This is a genomic window from candidate division KSB1 bacterium (assembly GCA_034506395.1).
Taxonomy (GTDB): domain Bacteria; phylum Zhuqueibacterota; class Zhuqueibacteria; order Thermofontimicrobiales; family Thermofontimicrobiaceae; genus Thermofontimicrobium.
Window position 1 is genome coordinate 80,107 of the sequence record JAPDPQ010000013.1, and the last position, 23,904, is coordinate 104,010.

At 45.8% G+C, this 23,904-nt stretch carries 9 protein-coding genes; 3 read left to right on the top strand and 6 right to left on the bottom strand.

What is annotated here, in order from left to right; all coding sequences use genetic code 11:
* Positions 1-139 precede the first annotated feature (139 nt).
* From ONB37_10470 to ileS, 5 genes are all read right to left on the bottom strand, one after another.
* Entirely contained in the window at positions 140-1,579 is a 1,440-nt protein-coding gene (locus ONB37_10470; protein ID MDZ7400577.1) for a hypothetical protein, read from the bottom strand.
* A 317-nt stretch (positions 1,580-1,896) separates the two neighbouring features.
* Positions 1,897-3,777, bottom strand: a complete 1,881-nt coding sequence (locus ONB37_10475; GenBank protein ID MDZ7400578.1) for a hypothetical protein — start codon at positions 3,775-3,777, stop codon at positions 1,897-1,899.
* Between the two features lie 412 nt (positions 3,778-4,189).
* Complete coding sequence (locus ONB37_10480; protein MDZ7400579.1) at positions 4,190-4,921, bottom strand: hypothetical protein; 732 nt, start codon at positions 4,919-4,921, stop codon at positions 4,190-4,192.
* 5 nt (positions 4,922-4,926) lie between these two features.
* Entirely contained in the window at positions 4,927-5,166 is a 240-nt protein-coding gene (locus ONB37_10485; protein MDZ7400580.1) for a hypothetical protein, read from the bottom strand.
* A gap of 747 nt (positions 5,167-5,913) precedes the next feature.
* Complete coding sequence (gene ileS, locus ONB37_10490; protein ID MDZ7400581.1) at positions 5,914-9,075, bottom strand: isoleucine--tRNA ligase; 3,162 nt, start codon at positions 9,073-9,075, stop codon at positions 5,914-5,916.
* A gap of 568 nt (positions 9,076-9,643) precedes the next feature.
* On the opposite strand from ileS, the gene ONB37_10495 reads away from it, so the two are divergent.
* Together ONB37_10495 and ONB37_10500 are read left to right on the top strand one after the other, a co-directional pair.
* Positions 9,644-10,459, top strand: a complete 816-nt coding sequence (locus ONB37_10495) for a hypothetical protein (protein ID MDZ7400582.1) — start codon at positions 9,644-9,646, stop codon at positions 10,457-10,459.
* Between the two features lie 359 nt (positions 10,460-10,818).
* Positions 10,819-13,122 (top strand): SpoIIE family protein phosphatase, encoded by a 2,304-nt coding sequence (locus ONB37_10500; GenBank protein ID MDZ7400583.1) that lies wholly within the window; start codon positions 10,819-10,821, stop codon positions 13,120-13,122.
* Between the two features lie 137 nt (positions 13,123-13,259).
* Here the strand turns inward: ONB37_10500 and ONB37_10505 are convergent, their stop codons facing one another.
* The gene (locus ONB37_10505; protein MDZ7400584.1) at positions 13,260-17,132 is read right to left on the bottom strand and encodes a T9SS type A sorting domain-containing protein; all 3,873 of its coding nucleotides are present in this window, start codon (positions 17,130-17,132) and stop codon (positions 13,260-13,262) included.
* A gap of 578 nt (positions 17,133-17,710) precedes the next feature.
* Here ONB37_10505 and ONB37_10510 point away from each other — a divergent pair.
* On the top strand, positions 17,711-23,386 hold the full coding sequence (locus tag ONB37_10510) for a VWA domain-containing protein (protein ID MDZ7400585.1): 5,676 nt from the start codon (positions 17,711-17,713) through the stop codon (positions 23,384-23,386).
* The last annotated feature ends 518 nt before the right edge of the window (positions 23,387-23,904 follow it).

Sequence of the window (23,904 nt, forward strand, 5' to 3'; positions counted from 1 at the left end):
TTGGCTACCGCTGCGTGATTTCAGCGAGAATGGATACGAGTTACCGCATTATGCCAATGCCCGAGTTGATTTTTGAGTATTACTTGGATCGCGCATCAGCAGGCAGAGCAGCCAAATTTATAATTATTCAGCTGGACGTTCATTTCAACCTTTTGGCGTCCTTTTTGGAAATGTATCCCTCCCGACCGTCCAGCAATTTAACTTTATACCAATCGCCCGCAGTTTCGATTAATTCTAATTCGATCTCGCCTGGGACTTTCACCAGAGTAATGCTGGAAGAATTAGGTTCGGCCTTTATTTCAAAACGATTGGCGGCGGAGCCATTCACCTGGATTTTCATCACTGATGCTTGTTGCAATTGCTCGTTCGATAGTTCAAATCGATGCTCTTGCAGGTAAACTCCCATAGCATTCAATTTCTGCCAGAATCCCATCTGCTTGCTTACACGGCTTTGAGCTTTGAAATATTTATCTTCTTTACTTTTCAATTTCGCAGCCATGGCATATTTTTCCAGCGCTTGGTTGTAATTGCCAACCGCCTCCTCAAGCAATCCGACGTTATAAAGCGCCGCATGGTTGTATGGGTCCTGTTCCACGATGGCCGCATACTGAAGGTAAGCCGCATCCAGATCATAGCGATCCAAAGCCGCTTTGGCCGTTTCAGCATATCGTTTGAATTGATCCCCTTCAATTTTGGCAAATTCCAATTTCTGCAATTCAAACCTTGGGGCGAAATATCTCACTAGCTTCTGGGATACTTCCTGAAGGCACTTATCCACCGTTGCCTCCGGCGTGGGGAGATCAGAACCATATTCGCCTTCGCATTTTTTCAGCTCCTCTTTATGTTGCGCCTGATGCGAACCAATTACCTGTCCAGTCTCGACATTAATAAATCGCATGGTTGCAAGGGCAGTGGCAACCCGCTTATTGCAATCGACCGTGTAATCGCCCTTCTTTTTATCCTTCCGATTCTCTTTCACCCAACGATCGTCACATGAGACCGTGACCGTGCCAGTAATGATGGCATCGACCCCCAACATTTTGCCGACCTGGGCGGCCTGCGCTTCGTTGATCATCCCAGTCTGGGCCAATTGCAATTCTTGCATGACTCGCGCGATCTGGCTTCGCTCCACAATAGAAAACACATTGGTTCGAGCACCCTGCTGAAACGTTTTGCCTTCCTTTTTCCCCAAACCTAAAAATCCACTGCCAACGTCGCGAATGCCACGATCCTCCTCCAGCAATGCGGCAATCATCATATTGGCCAATTTTTCGCTGCTATCCATAAAGCGCTGCTGGGCTTGGTCTTTATCAGCGACTTTGGTGACTGCGTCCAGAACTTTCTCCCAATCTTTTTTCTTCGTTTTTCCCGGGGGATCATCCGCATGATAGCTACTAGTGACGGCAAAATCAGTGATGGCGATCTGCTTCACACCTTCTAACAATTGTTCTGGAGGCACCAAAATAAAACACTTGAGGGTTTGTGCAGAGGCCCCATAGGTCAGCATCCCCAACATGAGCAGCATGACACCAATTCGCATCAGCCGCAGCCCCTTTAACGTTTCAGAATTAGACTTCATGCCCACCTCCTCATCGTTGATTCAAAAGCTCAAATTATTTACAAAGGTTTTTTCTTCTCAGAATAAAATGGCCAGAATTTAAGACAATCCTATGGTTTTGTCAAGGACTTTTTTTTGGGAGATCTGAATCTCCTATTTGCTCAAGTATCCCGTAGCCATAGAGAGAAAAGAAATTTCATTACGCGATCTACAATCTAATCGATCGATAAAAGTATAATCTTCATGAATGACCTTGCAGTTCAGCATAAAGGATTTTGAAATGACCACGCAATAGTAAATTATTCACCCCTGGGTGAAAAAGCTATAGAAAATTAAGATCAAAACTGCAAAACTGGCGGTTTTAATGCCAGTCTCTGAAATGAAAGTTCCTCGATTAAGGTCCGGTGGATCAGCTCGAGCGTCAATAATTTTCGCAGCTCCACCAAGAATCTGCCACGACCAGCCAGATGAGCGTTGATAATGCGAATCACCTGCTGCTGATTCCAATAGGGGCGCTGCAAAGTGCGAGGATCAAACAGGATGGCTTTGATCTGGTCTGCTAATTCGTCTCGAAACCAGCGGCCATACTGACGAAAATGTTCGAAACCAACGATCGATCGATCCAGATGGAGCGGCTTCAAAATAGCCGTATCAAATCGAGTCACAAGATGATGCAAGTGATTGGGCAGCGAATCCCAGCAAAGACTTTTGTCCAATAAGCCGCGCACCTTGTAGCTGGCGCGAAGGAATCCTGAAAGAAGCGATGTCTGGCCGCCAAGTCCTTTGTTGGTTCGAATCCGCAGCAAGTCCGGCCGACAGTGTTGGATCATCGCGATCTGAAACTCTGCCCCATCAAATCCTGCGCGAGGAGCCCGATAGAGGAGCTCGATCAACTCATTGTCAAGAAATGGGCTGCGAACCATCACCTGGGATATTTCGGTCACCGTGGCCGTTGCCCAGAACCAGGGGATCTCACACTGCAAAATGAACGATAAATGGGATTGATTGGCGTAATCAAGCAAAGCATCGTTGGCGAGCTCCATAAACGGCTGAAAATCTGGATGGATGAGCGAGGGATCGATGGGTCTGGGCCTCAAGGCGCGCCGAACTTTGCCTAGAATTTGACTGCCAAATTTACCTGTAAGTTTGATCGGTGCGAAAGATCGAGCCAAATGGTTAAGATAAATGCCCTCCACATTCGTCGCATGGGCTAGTCCATCCGTGATATAAATAGCTCTAGCGGCATGAGCGGAGTAATTTGTTAGGAAATGATGATCGAGGTTGATGGTGTAATGCGGCAGGTTCATCGCATTCGCCACAGCTCGGGCCAATTTTACATCGATGCATTCTCGGTAGGCATTCCCATAGGTCAATGCGATCAAATTTTGTGGGATTTCGGGGATGGCCGAAAGGATCATCCGCGTATCTAACCCGCCTGTGAGTGCCAGCGCCAGCTTTGGCCCGGTCAAATAGCGAGGCAAAATTCGGGCAAACGTCTGTTTCAAAGCTGTAAAGAACTGCTTTTCTGGCAAAGGTTCTTGATCCTCCAATTGGCGAATATGAAAATAGAGGCTCCGTTCATTCTGACCATCTCGAAATCGCCAAATCGACCCGCTGGGCAGTAATTTGATCTGAGAGAAATAGGTGCGATCATTCAATACGCAATCATAGGAAAGATACTCCGCAACCGACTTGGGATCGATCGAACGCAAAGCTGGAAAAGCGCTCAGCAACGCTTTGGCCTCAGATGCGAAATAATGCCCATCCTTATCCTCATAACAATACAGCCGATGGATGCCATAGCGATCATTGAATATCAGCGCCTTCCGCTGTCCCTTGTCGAATATGACACCGCAGAACCAGCCATTCAACTGAGCGAGACAATCTTCCCCAGCATCTTCATAAAGATGAACCAAGAAATCAGCATTGGTTGGCTGGAGGACATGGCCTTCTTGCCGCAATTGAGTGACGCAATCTTCATCCACAAAACATTCTCCAGCCAGAAATAGCACCACATCGCCGCGCTCGTTTGTTAACGGCATTTTTTGAGAGACGCTTCCTTCAAGACCAACGCTGCCAGCGAGCCAGCCCAACTCCGAATTCTGCCCCATAGCTGGCACATAAAAGGGTTCGTGCATCATACTGTTTATCATCGTGGTCAACAACTGAGCGCCCCGTTCATTTGGCTGCTTTTGAATAATTACCACTATCCCCGGCATAAGCATCTCTCATTGCATTGATTCAACATAAATATTGTTCGATCCATCGGTCACTCCAAAAGGAAGTTTCTGAGCAACCTAACTTGTCCATCCTGAAGTTGGCGAATCGAAAATTTAATTAGCTTCTGTTTCGAAAATCGAAATTCCGTTAGACCCTCTCATTCCTGTTTGGTGCAGAGTTAACGATAAAAAAAGAAAATCATAAATTCAAGCCTTTTATATCTTATGACAAAAATACAAAAACTGAAGTGATAATGCGGAAGGTACGAGATGAGAATAATCAGGATGACCGAATTGTTCAGAAAGCAAAAAAGCGCCTTGCTGGCACTGCAATGCTTTTAGAGAAAAATGGTGAGCAAAATGAGCTGAAAATATGATCTCAGGTCTGGACGAGAAACACAGAGAATCCCGCTTAATCCTTCAAACTTCCAACCAGATATCCAGCTCCAAATCCCACACCTGCTGAGACCAAATTTCCCAGACCTAAGTGTAAAGTAAACCATTTTCGCTTGAGGAGATCGGCATATTTCTTATCCAGCACCTTGTATTCGCGCCAAAGATTTTCGTACGTGGTCATGATGCTGTCAGCTTTCAACGTCAGCAATTCGATGCGTTTGTCTTTGATGATGATTGTACTGTCCAACACAGCAATGGTGCTATCCTTAAGCATCACCTGCTGGGTTTTGTGATCGAGTTCAGCTTTAATTTCGAGCACCTCTGCACCGAAGAATTGCGGCGCAATGATGCCATGAATTCCATCGTTCCTGACAGCGGCCCAGAACTGCCCACGCCAATGGGGAAAAGCAGCATCCAGCTCGCGAATGATGCTGGTGGCAGACCAGAGGGTATCGATTTTCGCCACCGTTTCATTATATTTCTTTTGCAATTCTGCCAAGCGTCGCGCTAATCGCTCCCGTTCAGTGAGCAATCGTTGTTCCTCAATTTTTAGTCCCAAAAGAACCTGATCCAGGCTATCGACATAGCGCCGCATCCGAGCGTCCTTTTTAACTAACTCCTCCATCTTCCGCTCTTGCTCTTTCAGCTTGGCTCGAGTGTCTTTTAATGAGTGCCAAATGCTACGACCCACCACAATTCCGATGACCAAAACCAGAATCAGCAAAATCCAGGCAATTGATCGTTTCATGCGACTCATGTACGTGACACCTCCAATCGATTGCCCTGACGGCGAATGTTTAATTTATTAGCAAATTCAGTCACCACAGCATCATCTCCAGATAGCAACCGATAATAGACTTCATATCCACCCTCTGCGGCATCATACAGCTCGATCTGGGTGTTGCGGCTTTCGATTTCTAAAAGCAACTGCCGAATGACCCACTTCGCCGCTCTAGCCAGCTTTGCTGTTTCTTTGCGATTATGTTCTGTCATGTTTTTATCCTCTTCGGTAATCAATTCCAATCAAGTTCGGGTTCGTAAGCTGAGATTCGATAATATGAATGGCAGCACTGAGAGCAATATTCATCACTCATAGGCTAAAAACCATGGCATGAGACATTTTTGATCGGATAAAACTGCTGGGTCGATTGGTGAAAAAACAACTCAGCGTTATTTTAGTTTTCGAGCGAAAATATCTTTTTTTAAAAAGTAAAGCCATCAATTCAAACGATCATTACGGATGGAATTGTTAGAATTGATATTGATACGAGCAACTCGTGGTAGGAAAATAGAAAATTAATTGGAGAAAGTCAATAAAAATTTCACTCTGGCTAAAGATGCGATAGGTTTGTTGCGCTCCAAAGAATTGAATCGGCCCTATAAAGATGACAATAACTTTGGTAAGCGAAATGACGTCTTAAGAGCGGCAATAAGGATTACTGTCCGTCCATCGCAAAACGGCATAAATACAAATTAAGGCTATCAGAAATCATGCGAATTGGGGGTGCAAAAACTTTGAGTGTCAATTCATCGGAAAAAATCGGAAGGAATTGTCATGCTGAGGATCCGCCGATGATTAGGCGGACCGCTCAGAATGACATCATACCCTTCACTTGATGCCTGAAAGACAGATCATTAAACTCAGCGAATGGGGATTGCTCTCTTTAAAAAGGAGTCTTTTCCAACAAGAAAAGAAGCTTCAAATCAGTTGATTCATTAACAGCCCACATGGCTGAGCTTTTATGCATCGACGCCACTGGCTAATTTCACACCGATTTTAACTGGTTCGCCAGCCAGCTTCAGCTCCTTAGAGAAGACTCCATTTTCAAGACGGTCCTGGATGGTCAGCGACAAGGTTTCCGCCTTGATGTAATCGGCATGTTTTACAATTGCCTCCTCGATTTTTCCGGATGCCTGATAAAATAGGTGAATGCGATCGTTGAGTTCGAAATCAGCTTCCTTACGAAGCTCCTGAATATGACGAACTAAATCGCGCGCCAGCCCTTCGCTCAGCAGTTCATCAGTGAGCTGCGTATTGATCCCTAACAGCATCCCATCGACCTCTTGGACTGCATAATTCTGTTTTGCCTTGATTTCGACGATGATTTCATCGGGATTCAATACAACCTTCCGATCATCAAAGCTGAGCTCAACCCCCAGCTTAGAACGGACCTTTTTGGCGACTTCTTGAGCAGGCAGGGCCGCTAATGCCTTCTGAATCAGCGGCAGATCTCTACCATATTTGGGCCCTAACAATTTGAAATCGATTTTCAAATTATACTCTACGAGTTCCGTATCCTCGGCCGCGACGATGAGTTTTTTGACATTTAGTTCTTCTTTGATATGTTGTTCGTATTTCTTCAAAGTTTCGATCTTCATCGCGCTATTGGGTCGGACGACCAAATCTGAAAGTGGCTGCCGCACTTTGATATTGGTCTGATTGCGCAAAGCGCGACCCGCTTTCACGATGCTGATCACCTGATCCACTTCTTTTACGAGCTGATCATCTACAAATTGGTGATCGACCTGCGGGAAATCGCAATGATGAACCGATTCTGGGGCAGATGGATCGCAGGATCGGACCAAGTTCTGATACATCTCCTCAGTCAAAAACGGGATCACTGGGGCCAAGAGTTTAATCAGCGTCACCAATACATGATGCAACGTAAAGTAGGCCACTTTCTTATCGTTGTCCTTTTCGCTCTTCCAGAAGCGCCGTCGATTGCGACGGACATACCAATTGGATAGATCATCGATGAATTCCTCCGCCGCTTTCATAAACGCCATCACATTATAATCGCTGTAATTGTCATGGGCGTTTTGGATGAGCTGCTGCAACTTCGCCAGGACCCAACGATCGATTTCGGTCAAGTCAGAAAAATTGATCTTCAAGGTCGCGGGATTGATGTCATCAAGAATAGCATAGTTGGTCCAGAAAGCATAGCTGTTCCATAAGGTCAGCAGATGTTTGCGAATCTCTTTCGCAGGGCCATAGCCAAAATTGATATTGGTAAACGGATTATGCTCGGCGAACATCCAGCGCATCGTATCTACGCCCATCTTTTCGGCAGCATCATCGAACCAGATGGCATTGCCCGCGCTTTTGTGCATCTCCTCCCCTTTTTCATCGCGCACCAGCGCATGCCCCAGCACCGTCTTGAACGGCTCGCGGTTTTCCATCACTGTGCTCATCGCGAGGATGGCGTAGAACCAATTACGGAACTGGCCAGGAAAACATTCGGTGATGAAATCGGCTGGAAACCATTTTTCCCAATAAGAACGATCTTCTAAATAGCGCATGGTCGAATAGGGAACGATCCCAGCATCCAGCCAAGGATTGCCCACATCTTTAATGCGCGATACCTTTGCGCCACAATGTTTGCAGGCGATCTTCACATAATCGATCCAAGGACGATGCGGCGAGTGCCCCACGAACTGATCCCAACCTTCCACCGCGCGCTGTTTCAGCTCGTCAATGGAACCGATCACCTCAAAATGGCCGCACTGGTCGCATTCGTAAATCGGCAATGCTAATCCCCAGTATCGCTTTTTGGAGATCATCCAGTCACTCATATTTTTCAGCCAGTCCAATTCCAACTGCATCCCATACTCTGGCATCCAACGGATCTTTTGGGTGATCGCCATGATTTGATAGCGCAGTTCGTCCATCTTAATGAACCATTCATCTACCAGGCGGAAAACCAATTCTGAGCCATGGCGCCAGCATACCGGATAGCGGTGCGTAATCTGCTCTTTTTTGTAGAGGATGTGCTTTTCTTTGAGGTTTTGAATGATGGGCTCGGCCACTTTCATCACATTCTGCCCAGTCAACCAGTCAAAACCGTCGATAAAAGTCCCGAATTGATCCAATGGTGCGATAGCTGGAAGCCCATGCTTTTGCCCCAAAGCAAAATCTTCTTTGCCACATCCTGGGGCAATATGGACAATGCCAGTACCGTCTTCTGCGCTCACCTCGTCCCATAGCAGGACTGGGTGTTTGACTCCTTTCTGGGCAGGGAGCTCTTCAAATGGAGAGCGAAATTCCCATCTTTCCATCGCTGCACCTGGCATCTCCGCCAAAATTTCAATTTCACCCTTCGAAGCCATGACCTCGCGCACGCGATCCCGAACCAGATAATAAATCTGATCGCCTTGCTTGACCTTAACATAAGTAAACTCAGGATGAACAGCAGCAGCGACGTTCGCAGGCAGAGTCCATGGCGTCGTCGTCCAGACCAATAGGTTTTCGTTCTCGCGGCCCACCAGCGGAAATACCACATAAATGCTGTCATGACGAATTTCGCGGTAACCTTCGGTTGCAATTTCATGCTGCGACATCGCCGCCCCACAGTCGATGCACCATGGCATAACATCATGACCCTTATAAATCCAGCCGCGATCGTAGCATTTTTTGAGGAACAACCAGATGGTGAAATTATTGATATCGGACATTGTGTAATAAGAGTTGTCCCAGTCCATCCAATAGCCCAATCGGATCGATTGCTCGGTCTGAATGCGCGAGTATTTCATCACCCGCTCTTTGCACTTGTTGACGAAATTTTCGATCCCGTACGCCTCAATATCGGTCTTGGATTTGATCCCCAATTCCTTTTCCACCTCAACCTCGACCCATAATCCTTGGCAATCAAAACCATTTTGGTAGCGCAATTCGTGCCCGGTCATGGCATGAAAACGTTGAAAGATATCCTTATATGTCCGGCCCCAGGCATGATGCACCCCCATGGGGTTATTAGCAGTGATGGGACCATCCAGAAATGACCAACGCGGTTTTCCTTTATTTTTCTCAACCAATTTTTTGAATGATTGATTTTCTCTCCAGAAATCGAGAATCTTATGTTCGATGGCGACAAAATCTGCCTGGCTATCTACTTTTTTTAACATTGCTCTGCTTCCCTTTTCTTTCGACTTTCAAATTGATGATTACTCAATGGAACATTGACCCTATGGCTATTGCATTCGTCCCCTGGCGCAGACGAAATCGATGGAAAAATTGATGCCCATCTTTTTCAGCAAGTCATCCCTCTAACCTAATATAATAAAAAACCCGCTGTTTTTTGGAAACCTGGCAGCGGGTGTGGTCAGCGCTCTCTGCTGAATGCAAGATGATGGTTCATATTCCCTCCGCCAGGCGAGGGGGACGTATGATGATGGTAATTCGCCCTGCCTCAAACAAGAATATTAGATTGTTCATTCGGATATATTTCATCGCAGCCTCAAACCAAAATTCCAAAATTTTGTTGGCACTAAAAATAAGATTTTTAAACATAAATGTCAAGACTTAATTTGAATTTTAAAAATTTTTTATTATGGATTTGGCTCGGCAAAGGCTCTTTTATGCTAACTAATTATTCAATGATCAGCAGTGGGCAACCGTGAAATCATAATGCTGCTATCCTGTTCTTTCGAATTTTCTCTTGACATTTTGTTGAATATTTATTAAAATTGTGCCATGAATAAAGAACAATTAAAAAGGTTGGCTCAGAATCCCAATCATATCCCTGGGATCTACAATTATTGCGATCGGTGGTGCGAAAGGTGTGCATTCACAGCGCGCTGCCTGAACTTTGCCATGCAGCAGAACGAGAAAAAGGCTCGGAAGAGCTATACCATCGCTGATGAAGAATTCTGGCAAGAAATCTATGATAATCTCGCTGTTGCCAAGGAGATGCTGGAGGAGATGTTGGAACAGCAGGGCATCGAGATTAACCAGCAAGAGATGGAAGCGGTGATGAATGCCCAAGAACAGAAACGTCGGGAGGCTGAATCGCACGAATTGGCGCAAACCGCACGAAAATATGGCACCATGGTGGACTCCTGGTTCAAGAAGAATCGAGCAATGTTCAAACAGCGCGAGAAGGATTTGCGCACTGAATTTTCCATTGGTCTTGAGCAACGTCAACTGATCAACGAGGCTCGTCAGATCGTCGATGCCACTGAAGTCATCGGCTGGTATCAGCATCAGATCTATGTCAAGCTAATGCGAGCACTGACACATTTCGATGACGAAATGGAACTTGAAGATCCGATTCAGAACGATGCCAACGGCTCTGCCAAAGTCGCCCTTATCGGCATCGATCGCTCGATCGCGGCATGGTCGAAACTGAACGACATGTTCCCAGAAAAGTCTGATACGATCTTAGATATTTTGCTGATTTTAGATCGGCTGCGCAAGAAAATTGACCAGTATTTTCCCAACGCCCGTGCATTTCTGCGGCCAGGTTTCGATACCCTCGTCGGTCACGGGTTATCTGAAAGCTCCGGATGATATCGCTCCGCAGATCATGGCGGCCGCCTCGTCCAATCTGAAGGGATCTCCGTGCTGCTCATGCGAAGCAACGGTGCCTTCCATTTAGTTTTTCGTTTGAAATTCCATTGCAAACGATCGCAATGGTTCAATTCCATTTATTCTTGCACAGCCATGTTTATGTCAAATACACCCAGGCAAAATTTGTATTCTTTTTTTTAAATAAAGTGTTATCCCTCGGTTCAACACCAAAAAATTCTGGCCGAGAGCGCCGACGGAAGGAATTTTTTATCACTCAATTTAAATAACTGTCGGATCACCATCGCGACGTTTCATAAATAGATTCATCCGAACCATATTTTTAGCACCCTGAATTGCTGATGGACTTAGCCCAATTGACAAGCGTTGTTTATTTGACGATCGGGGTAGTTTTATGCCTGATTGGAATTCTGATTTTTCGGGAAAGCCCGTCGCAACGCGTTCACCGTGCCACCGCCGTCATGATCTTTTTGGCATCGCTGGGTCCCATCATGGGCGCGTTTGGATTGATTCTAAATCGAATGGGAAGCAAGATCAATCTCGACGTGGAGCTGTTCCGAAGGATTTTTTTGGTATGGGAATTTTTTTTCCCCCAGCTCCTCTATTTCTCGATGATCTTTCCCAGAGAGCGCGGCTTGATCCGACAGCACCCCCGCACGATTTATCTGATTTACCTTCCTCATTTCTTGCATTTCTGGGTGGTCTGGTTATTCCGAAGTCCGGATAGCTTCATGGCTATTGCTTCCCAAATCGTATCAAATTATAATTCAGAGCTGTTGCTGCGTCCAATCTTACTTGTGTTCAATCTTCTCCTCGGGATGCTCGGAGTATTCTATGAATTTCATACCAACTTCTTTGCCCTGATCAATTTGATCTATGTCATCGCGGCGATTTTCATCATGTATAAAGGATATCAAGAGCTGACCTCGTCCAGGGCCAAACGACAAGCGGCATTGGTGCTATGGGGCATCCGTGTCAGCGTGGGACTCTATGCGGTGGCGTTTCTGTTGCCAAAGCTGCTGCCAATTGAAACATCGGACGCCGTGATTTATTTCTTGACCATTCTTGCACTATTAATCGGTGCTGGATCCATTGCCTGGGCCATCATAAAATATCAATTCCTCGACATTAGCCAGCAAATCAGGCAACGATTTCTATTTTCCATTTGCACTGGTTTGATTATTGGTATCTATTTGCTATTGTACAATCAATGCCGCCAGCTTAGCACCTCGCTGATCGGATTGCAGTTGCCTTTGCTGGAAATTATGTTCATCATCATCGCTGTGGTAATATTTCAGCCGACGCTCTCTGGTATTGATCATATTATCCAGAAATTGTTTGGCAGAGAAAAAGCAGATGCCGACCAATTGTTGCAACAGCTTAGCCATGAGATTCTCACTATATTAGATTTTTCCCAGCTCAGGGAAAAAATTACCAATGCCTTAGCTGAGAACTTAATGTTGGAAAACGTGCATCTCATCGCTCGGAATAAAGCAGGTGATTTTGTGCTGAATGATTTTGAAGATACTGGTGCAGAAAATGATAAATTTTCATCCCATGGGGATTTTATCAGAGCGATCGAGCAGATCAATCGGCCGGTTGGCTTTGATGAATTAATTCCTCAAATCAAAGATCCAGTAGAAATTGATTTGCTCAATCGATTGAATTGCTACTTGCTTATTCCGCTGGCGCATCGTGGCACGCTGAATGGCATCTTGTGCCTGGGCAATAAACTCACGAGAACCTCGTTTTCCGCTGAGGACGCCAGGTTGCTCAATGTACTCTCGAATCAAATTGCGATCGCATTAGAAAATATTGATCTCTATCGCACGAAACTGGAACAGCAGCAAATTCAAAAAGAGATCCTGGTGGCGCGGGAAATCCAAAAAGCTCTGCTTCCCTCCCATGTCCCTCAGGGCAGCACCTTCGAAATCTCCGCGATGAATATCCCATCGAAAGAGGTGGGTGGCGATTATTACGATTTCATCCAGTTCGATGACGACCTCATCGGGATTGCCATCGGCGATATCTCGGGCAAAGGGATCCCTGGTGCAATGCTCATGTCCAATTTGCAGGCCACGCTTCGAGCATCGGTATGGCAGTTCGGCGATCCAGCCGAAATAATGAAACGCATCAATGCGCAGATTGCAAAAACCACATCTGCCGAAAAATTCGCTACGTTTTTCTATGGCATCCTCGATGCCAAAAAACTCACTTTCACCTTCAGCAATGCTGGACACAATTACCCAATCATCAAAAAACAAAACGGTCAATTCTGCCATTTGACAGAAGGCGGGCTTGTCATCGGTGTCAATCCAAATTTTGAGTACCATCAAACAGAAATGAAACTCGATCCCGGCGACACTTTGATTTTTTACACCGATGGGATCACCGAGGCGTTAAACCCCCAGCTTGAAGAATTTGGCGAGCAACGGCTTCTCGATATTATTTTGAACTGGAGCTATAAATCTGCCGAGGAGCTGCGCAATTTGATCTATGAGGAGATGATCAAGTTCACTGAGGGACAAGGCCAATACGATGATCTCACCTTGATTGTGCTGAGAATTTTGCCTTCAAACGATTGGCCGACGACCAATTTCTATTTTAAAGATGAAACGACGGGAGAGAGAAAGGCTGGAGGTTAACGAAAAATAGCATGAATGGAAATAGCGATGAACAAATGAGTGCTTTGCTGGAATTATGGAGAAGCTTCAGTGAAACGAAATACCCGACAAATCATCTGTCGGGTATTTCGTTTTAGATTGCTTGTTGAGCCTAAATATTATTCAAGAAGGATCATCTTTTTAGTTGCATTGAACTCGCCAGCCCGGAATTGATAGAGATACATTCCGCTCGGCACTTTTATCCCCTGGCTGTCGCGGCCATCCCATCGCACCTCATGCACACCCGCGGAAACCGTTCCATCAACCAGCCGAATAATTTCCTGCCCCATCATGTTATAGATGGCAAGTATCACCCTTGATTCTTGCGGAAGCTGGAATCGAATACTGGTCTCTGGATTGAACGGATTGGGATAGTTTTGTTCCACTTGGTAATTGTTGGGTATTTGTGCTAGGGGTGCTGGTTGAGCGCTCTGCATGGGGAGCTGAACAAAATTATTAGGCAACGAATTGCCTTCCTGTTGGGTATAAATCTCAACTTCACCAATCTGGCAATAATCCGATTGTGAAGGATCTGGACGATCTAACACCAGTTTTATGTATTTCGCCGGAACTGGATCGAAATAGAAGCTTTCCCAATCCCCTGTTGTCTTTGTGGCGCTGAAAACCTTTGAGAAATCGCCAGGCTTTATACCAGAAGTTGAAACCTCCAAATGAAACGCCTTGAGCCATCGGAATGAGAATCGGACTCCTGTATCGGTCAAGATTCTGATTTTTGAGATATTCTTAATGGACTGGTCGGCAAAACTGAAGATCACATGAGCTGGCGGATCCAAAGTCATCGCGGTGACTGTCCCATCCCAATCACTGATATCACCATCGATGGCGTTGGACCAGCTCTCGGCTGGGTCAGTGGGTGTTCCATAAGTGACTACCAGCTCAGCGCGATCACTCTTCACGAAATCGGCGCGACCAAAGACCTGGAGCTCCCCAAGTTGACAGTAGGCAGTAGAAGCTGCTGTTGGTTGGTCGACGATCAGTTTGATAAATTTAACCGTTTGAGCTGGAAAAGAGAATTCTTCCCATCCTCCAATAAGCTTTTGCCCGGTGACCAATGGGAGAAAATCCGCCTCTTGCGTTCCAGTAATGGAGTACAAAATGCGGAAATGGGTGACCCAGCGGTTTTTGAATCCAACCTTGGTATCCGTTAGCAGTTTAATCTTCTCAATTTTGCTGAATCCCCCACCCAAAAATCCGAAAATGGCATAAGGAGCTCGCTGAGATGAGGTAAAGGCAGTTACCGTTCCATCCCAATCTTCTATATCATTATCAATTGCATTGTCCCAACCTTCCCCTTCGAACGCAGGGCTGCCCTCAATAAATGTCAATAGGGCTGGTGTGAGCTGAACGGCCACCGGCCTGCTGGCAGTAGCCCACGGACCAACCAATCCAGCTTTATTTTTGGCTTGAACCGAGGCTAATAACGCTTGACCATCATTCGCTGGGACGATGGCAGTTGGAGATTCGCCAATCCATTGATCAAAGACGACCGCACTATCGGCATTCAAGTCGATCACTCTGAGCCGATAGCTGGCGATACCACTAAGATCATCACTGGCTGGATCCCAGGAGAACGGAACATCGAAGTAATTCACTGCCGTGGCCTCGGAACTTGGCTTGCCTGGAGCGCTCGGCGGCGTCAGATCTATGGTGATTCCATCACTCCAGTCTGACCAGTCGCTCACACCAATAGCTGCATTATGCACACGGATGCGTGCGTACAGGGTCTGGCCATGCTTTCCAGCTACCTTGTATTCCAATTTTCGGGTGATCCATTTATCAAAAACATCGCTGCGACCAATTGCGGTTCCGACCTGAAGTTTGTAATTCATGATCACCCCGCTCTCTTCATCGATGGCAGGATTCCATCGAAATAAGACGCTATCTTTTCCAGTGAACTCGCCCTCATCGAATGGCCCGCCCTGAAGGATCGGCGGTGTGAGATCGATCAAAATCCCATCGCTCACCCCAGACCATGGGCCACAAAGCCCCACCCCGTTAGTCGCGCAAACCCGCGCATAAAGGGTTTGATTGTGACCGCCATTCGCAACGAAGGACAAATCGGCGACTGTTGTATCGGCAATATCTTTTGCGCCGGGGCTGGTTCCCACCTGAATCCGATACCCGACGATCCCAGACTCTGGGTCATTCGCCTCGCTCCAAGTAAATGGCACAGCAGCTTTGTTGGTAAATCGTCCCAAATCCTTGGGCACCCCAGGTGCCGTAGGACGCGTCTCTACGATGAAGACGCTGTCGCTCGCATCACTCAGATTCTTAAACGTGTCAGTGATTCTCAACAAACACTGAAAGGATGGTTTCACTGAAGCGGGGATATTCCATTGATAAAAGCCGCTGTCTGGCAAGTTGGTTACCAGGTTCTGCCAAGAACTACCATTGTCATAAGAGATATCGATAGTAATGAGTCCTGACCCGCCAGCAGTGAACCACTGGATAGTATTGGTTTCGCCGATGACATACACCTCACCTGGCCCTGGATTGGCAAGCTCGATGTATGGGTCTCGGACCTGCAATTTTTTTGAGGCAATGAATGCGAAATTATTTTTTTCGTTGAACTCGATAATTTCATTGTTCGGATCAATGATCCAACCGATATAATATTCACCCGCAGGAATTGGTTCTGGGAATATCCCTTGCCAGATCGCATGTCGCCATGAAAATGGCGGAATTGATGGGATCTGGGTGGTTCCAATAAGATAGTCAGAATTGGGATCAATTTCTGCATCCACTGAGGCGTAGTATGCAATGGTGAACCCTCCAGAGCGATTGGTACCGATATTGCGCACATCATTCCAGATCCGAAACCTGGTAAATCCTCGGACCACAGTAGTGCCCTGAAAATCGGACCACTTCGCCCCATCGTCGATCAAATCCGGCAGATCTGTTGGGGGCAAATCCTGTTTTAGCCATTGCTCCAATTGAGCAATATTATTATTGTTAAAACGGACCGCCATATTCATTTTACTATTGTTATCTTCGCCAATATGAAGCGACACAATTTTTCTGGTGTTACCGTCCATGACCCAGATGGGCATGCCATCTTGCCCGTCGAAGGCATCCATTTTATGCCACAGAAAATTTTCATCCACGCTGCTTGCCGAATCACTGTCGAAATAAAGGCAAAGCCCAAAATCAAGATCCACTGGATAACCAGCACAATAGAAAACGCGTTTGTACCAGTTCAGATCGCTCGTAGTGAAGCGGGTCATCCATCCAGTGAAATTCGCTAATTGACGATCTAGCGTCACCAGCGCCCAATCGTATTCTGGCAATGATGTCTGAGTCCAAGCTTCAGGAACTCGGATCTTCACAGCCCATGCGCTATAAAAGGGTGTATAATCATTGTCCAATCCCGGAATGATCTCAACCGATTTTGCCATGCCGCCAAATTCTTGGCGATAGACATTATGGGCTACAGTTAAGCAGTGAAAACCGATGCCGTCATCCCGACCGATGAGAACACCTGTCCCAACAAACTGATCCCCACTTGGAAAAATGATATATAATTTGCAAATGGTGCGCCACGGGAAATCAACGGTTGGCGAAATCTTAATCCGACCATCAGGTGAGAACACTGCAGAAATTGCCTCTTGCTGATCATTTCGATCCGAAGATGGTTGGCGATTTTGGCTCAAAACGGAAGGCAATATTGAGTCGTTATAAATTGCGTGATTAGTTGTTCCAGAAATCACATCATATTCGATTGTCGCGAGAGGATTCAAGATAGCTGATTTACGAGAGGAATTGGAAAACTTCGGACTAGGAATAGGAAGCCAATGCTTTTTATCTTCTGATAATTTTAGAAAGGGATTGTCTTTTCCTTTTGCATAAGATAAGATGGCATCATCGTTGTCAAAACTGCTCTGCCCCAAGATCCCTGACGTTGGAATAATCAGCAGGCAGATCAAAATACTGATAATGCGCAATGGTCCCATTTGAATTGGTTCTCTTTTCATGGCTCATATCTCCCCAACTTAGTGATAGAAATCATTTAATGAAAATGCAAAGTAGTTTATGTCTTTTCTGTTTATTGTAATGCATAATATTGGCGTAAATGATCTGACAAATAAAACTACCCACCAAGCTCAAAATCTGAAGTCACATTTTTTACGCCGCAAGATAAAACAATTTTTTTTAATTGTCAAGTAGATTTTGCTAAGTCTTGAAATCAAGCATTTCTGATTCAATCATTCAACGCCTTTTGATCTGGATATAGGTGCAAACCTTGAGCTTCTGTTGGTTTGCTTTTCTGAGTTAGAATACCAAGAAATTCAATTTTGTAATCATTTTCATGATAATAATATAGCTTTTTCGAATAAATTGAATTGATCTTTATCACAAAAACTAAATATGTGTTACAGGAGTTTTCTATTGATTTTGAAATTAATTTTTTGTATAATTCATCATAAAATCGACCAAAATGCAATTTGTTGTGATGATAAAGTGTTCTTTGAATCCGTTTCCATCAAATCAAATAACCGATCTGCATCGTGCTTCCGCAACCCCACCCTCATTCATCCAAAAGGAGACTCCCATGAAGATAAGCATGATCAAGTTTTGGGAAGCGGCATTCTTAACGTGCCTGCTTATCTTGATTCCTTACAAGAATCAAGGCTTTGCTCAAGAAAATCGGCACGGCAATCCTATCGTAACACGATGGGTGGATCCCGCTGGCTCAAAACCAATGTCTTTTCAACAATGGATCAGCAAAACCCTTTCCGCTCCACTCACAACCGATCGCATTTACCAGTCGAGCCCAGTTTCAAAGCCCAAAATCATGATCCTCGTGAATGGGAATTTGTATCCAGCAGTCAGGAGCCAGGTCGACCAATATATCGCTGATTTGGAAAGCCAGAATTATGAAGTTGTCCTGGTAACAATCTCTGGGGGTACACCCCAAAATATTCGATCAATGCTTCAAAATGAACCTGGATTGGTAGGCGCAGTGCTCATTGGTTCTTTGCCGGTACCATGGTTTCAGATTATCGAGACATTCGATGGCGGAAAAACTTATCAATATGAAGAATTCCCCTGTGACCTCTATTATATGGATCTCAATGGGACATGGGCAGATACAAAGCACTACGACTCAGTTAGCAAGAGTTTTGTGAATGGCTCAGATGGCATTTTAGAGAGCCATACTGGCGCAGTAGCTCCAGATATCTGGATCGGACGGTTGATGGCATCAACCCTGACTTCGGGGAATGAAGTCAATCTGGTCAATAATTACTTCACGAAAAATCACCTTTATCGAACCGCCAAGACATCGATTCAAACCCGCGCGCTGACATACCTGGATGATGATTGGAGCAACTGGACGACCTGCGGATTGGACTGTGTGTATAATAGCATTACTGTGGTTAACGATAAAGAAGTAACGCGCGCGCCTGATTATAAAAATCGATTAGACGACAATTACCTTTGGATTCACCTCTGCGCCCACTCATGGCCTGGCGGCCATGGGTTTAAATATAATAACGGAACGAATTGGGATTACGTCTATGTGAATGATGTCCGCACTATCGATCCATTGGCATATTTCTACAATTTGTTCGCTTGTTCTAATGCGAGGTACATTGAAGAAAACTACATGGCGGGCTGGTACATTTTTATGGACAGCTATGGGTTAGGGGCGGTTGGATCGACAAAGACTGGGAGCATGTTATCCTTCGAGGATTTTTATGACCCATTAGCAGAGGGCGCTACCCTAGGGGATGCTTTTAAAAATTGGTTCACTAAGCGCGCTGAGGGCGGGTTTGAGGATTGGGAGCAGGCATGGTTCTATGGAATGACCTACCTCGGCGATCCAGCACTCACTTGTGGTAGCCCGTACACGTTGCCAGAACTGGTCGGCAAAAATATCAGTTTTAATCCGAATTCAGCCTCTCCTGGGACTAATATCACTTTCACGAGCACCATCGCCAATGAAGGCAATAAGCGAGCCGGACAATTTCATTTCAATTATTACATCTCCACCGATAATAGCAATTTCAGCTATGCCAACGCATCCTTTTTGGGATCGGACATGATCGATTTCATCAATGGGTTATCGTCAAAAAGTTCAACCACCACATTACAAATTCCTCCTTCAGTCACAGCCGGTCAGTACTACGTCTGGATCGTAATCGACCCATTATACGAGGTCATCGAGGCCTATGAATATAACAATAAATTTTGCTCCACCCTTCCGCTCCAAATCACTTCTGGATATACCATTTTCGACGATTTCGAGGATGGAAATGCCAATGGCTGGCTTCCTAAAACCCGCTCACGCTGGTCTGTGGTCTTGGACCAGGGAGATTATTCCCATTTTTTGAACACCAGCAATTACACCAACGACGAGCGATCGATCATTTCGGGATATGAGTTCTTCGATTTCGATTTGAATGTCAAAATCAAATCTCCAGAAAATTTTTCGTCAAATCCGGGTGCAAACTATGTGATCTGGTTTGGCTTCAGAGATGAGGATAATTATTATTACCTGCGATTCGATCATCTCAATTATGAGAATAAACTGTTCCGACATTACCAGGGTGGCAATACAGTGATTGCAACCTACAATGGGATGACAATAAATGACAATAATTATCATCTTGTACGCGTGGTTCGATCGGGAAGCCAAATTAAAGTTTATTTTGACGGCGTTCAGGTGATGACTGCCAATGATAATTATCTACCAGGAGGAAAGATCGCCCTGGGATCTTACAACGATGCAGTCTATTTCGATGATGTCGGCATCATTGGGGGCTCGCCACTATCGATCAATATCACAGCTCCAATCGGGGGTGAGAAATTAACGGTGGGCCAGCCATTCAATATCACCTGGAGCGCTTCTTCCTCGATCAGCCAGATTCGGATTGATCTTTCTCTGGATGGAGGTGCGAACTGGAGTAATTTGACGCCAAATGCTGCCAATACTGGTAGCTGGATTTGGACGCCTCAGCCCCAACAAAAATCTCCCAATTGCAAAATACGCTTGCGCGACGCGCTCGATTCCACCGTCGTTCGAGTGAGCAACTCGTTCCAGGTCATCGACCCCAATGTTTACACAGCGATCCAAGTTCCCAGCTCCATGGCAGCGCCCACGATCGACGGGGTGCTCAATGAAGCAGTTTGGAATTATGCTGATAAAGACTCATTGCTATTTGGCGACACCGAAAATTGGGGACAACGGTGGACCCGATGGAATGATAATCTCGTCATTTGGCGTGCCGTTTGGAGCCCCACAACCAATCGACTCTACGTAGCGGTCGAAGTCAAAGACGATATTCGGGGTACATTCGATGACACCAATCCCAATGTCTCCAATTATTATCCCTGGAACGATGAATCGATTGAATTTTTCACGGATGGGGATAATAATGGTGGAAGTTATAATGGTCGTTATGATATCGCTCAGCAATGGCGCGTATCAGGTCAGAACATCCGCAATCTCAACAATTATCCTTCGGCTACGAGCACTGGCATCTATACTGGGAACGACTTTATCACGGCGGTGCAGCAGGGGCCTCAAGGAAATTGGATTTGTGAAGCGATGTTCACCATTTATAACGTATTGCCATCGCAGCCACGAACGCTTGTCGCTGGAGATATGATCGGATGGGAAATTTGGTACAATGACTCGGACAACGAAACCTGGGAAAATGGGCATTATGTCCGTGATCATCAAACCGGATGGAAATATCTTGGCCCTGCCTATGGTAATGCGAACTACTTTGGAGATCTGCTGCTCGGCCCAGTGCCCCATGACAGCTTGCTTGTCACCATCAATCAAATTGACGCAACAGGTTTCCCTGCGATCCGTTCATACGTGTCTGTATCCGATCTCGGCGGGAATGCGATCGTTGGGTTGAATGAGAACAACTTTTTGGTCAAAGAGGATGGAGTCCGCGAATTGCCGATTACAGTGACGCCTTATGGCGGCGCACAAAAAGTGAATGTTGGGTTTGCTATGGATTACAGCGGCAGCATGACTACGCAGGCGATCAAAGATATGGAAACAGCGGCGCATACATTCGTCAATCTAATGGAAGCCAATGACGAAGGTGCGGTGTTCAAATTTTCCAGCTACGTCCAAAAAATGATCGGGTTCACCGCTGACAAGAATGCTTTGCACAGCGCCATCAATGCGAGCTTCCCAGGCGCTGGCTATTCCACTGCCCTCTATGATGCCATTTATAACGCTATATCCGAGGCGATCGGCAAGAGTGGGAGAAAAGCGGTGCTGGCGTTGACAGATGGAAAAGATAATGCCAGTTCCCATAATATCGACCAAACCATTGCGCACGCGAATCAGTATAGCACCCCTGTGTTTACCATCGGTCTTGGATCAAGCATTGATGAGACGGTTCTGAAGAAAATTGCCTCTCAAACAGGCGGTGAGTACTACCGTGCTCCCAGCTCCAACGATCTGGAGGCGATCTATAAGAAAATCTCCGAATATCTCCGCAACCAATATCTAATCACTTATACCACCCATAATCCGAATCGCGATGGCCGATGGCGCCACGTATTTGTTCAGGCAAATTATTTAAATGCTGTGGGCAGCGATACTGCTGGCTATCTGGCGCCCCCGACCGATTCACTCCTTCTCTGGATCGCAAAGAATCATCAGGGACCCTCAGGGGGCATCATTACGATTCCAGTAAAAATTGGGCCATTAGCCAATAAACAGATTTTTTCTGTCGGCCTAACCATCAGCTATAATCCTCAGATCTTGCAAGCCATCCATGCGAATACGAGCAATACAGTGGCGCAAAATTGGGGAGCCCCAACTTATGATATAACCACTGGCAAGATCACGATCGGGATGGCTGGTTCAAGCGCCTTGCCTGATTCCGGAAGTCTGGTGAACATCGTTTTTAATATCCTTGGTTCGGCCGGTCAAACGACTTCGTTACATTTTGTCGACGCATTGCTTAATGAGGGCATTCCACCAGTAAAAACCTCCGATGGGTTGTTCCGCGTTTCAACGCAATTTTCGATCTCTGGAAAAATCGGCTATTATTCCGACTTTGCGACAAAGCCGATCAAGAATGCCATGGTTCACCTCTCTGGGACAACATCGGCTTCAACCCAAACCGATAATACCGGCTATTACGAGTTCACCAATCTTGGACAACTTTTCTACAAGACCAAGCCCAGCCGCGATGGAGATTTGAGAAATTCAGTAACCCCTTATGATGCTTCTTTGGTGCTCCAATCCTCGGTTGGTTTGATCTCCCTGACACCTTATCAGAAAATAGCCGCAGATGTGTCAGATAACGGCTCGGTCACACCCTTCGATGCCTCATATATCCTGAGATTTTATGTGGGAGACATCAGTGGATTTCCAGTTGGAGATGATTGGAAGTTCGTCCCGTCAGCGTTTGCTATCAATGATAACAATTGGAGTTCCGCACCCGATTCAATCATCTATGCTCCGCTCAATCGATCCGAGACGAATCAAAATTATTTGGGCATCATCTATGGCGATGTCTCTGGGAATTGGACACCCGCACCGATGGGAATGGCTAAAAGTCAAGCCGAGCCCCCCTTATCTTCATTGCTGAATCTCGAACCAATCTACGGTTTGCCAGGGACGATCATCGAGGTCCCATTTGAAAGCCATCAATTCGACAATGTTTCTTCGTTCGGGGTGCTGCTAACCTTTAAGTCAGTGGTCTTCAAATTTAAGGAATTGGTTCTCAGCGATCAGACCCAACGCTGGACGCTCTGCTATCGGCACCACGGCGATACGCTGAAGTTCGCTATGGCGGGCAGCGAACCGATCTTCGGGAGCGCCACATTAATTACTGCCCGCTTTGAAATTTCGGCCACGGTCAATTCCGAGGAAACTCACGATTTGACGATACGGCAACTCTCAATTAATGAACTCCAGCAGCTCGATGCCTCGGCTCGGATTCAATACATCGCGAAAAGTACGATTCCCTCCGCATTTCAACTATACCAAAACCGGCCCAATCCCTTCAATGCTGCGACAGAAATTCGCTTCGAGTTGCCAGAGCCAGGACATGTGATACTGAAAATTTACAATCTTCAAGGCCAAGAAGTTAGAACGCTTCTGGATGAACCCAGGCCGGCTGGTTATCATTCTGTTTCTTTCGACGGTCGTTCCGATGATCGACACCCGTTGACCAGTGGCCTTTACGTCTATCAAATTCGTTGCGGTTCGCAGAGCATCTCGAAAAAAATGCTGCTCGTTCAATAGCATCGCTGGCTTATCTCGCTTTTGGTTTGATGAATTCATAGCTAAAAAGGGCCCTTGCGGACCGATTCACGGTTCGCAAGGGCTTTTTATTTTAATCGGAGAATGTAATTTCACATTTTCGCAGCTCAACCCAAGGCATTTCCAAATTTTTCCCTTGAATTAATCAAAAATAAAGTTTAATTTTGCACCAGTCTGCAAAATTCCCAGTTGCAGGTTTTCATCATTGAAACGATGATCCTGTTTGAAAACTTTTGGATAAAATCCCTATTGGGAAACGATGAACGAACCTCGAGCTTTGTGAAGGTTCGAAAACTTCAAGGATGTTATTGGTAGCGAGTCCGAAGACCCTTTCAGCTTGAAGACGACCCAAACAATTATAGAGCTCTGCAAAACGAGCGAATTGCAATTTGCTGAATTTTACTCCTGCGAATGCAGGAAACGCTTTCATCTCTCAAATCAACAAGTCAAAAAATGCCTGAGTACGCAGGCATGACACCAGTATTTCACCTTATTTGAAT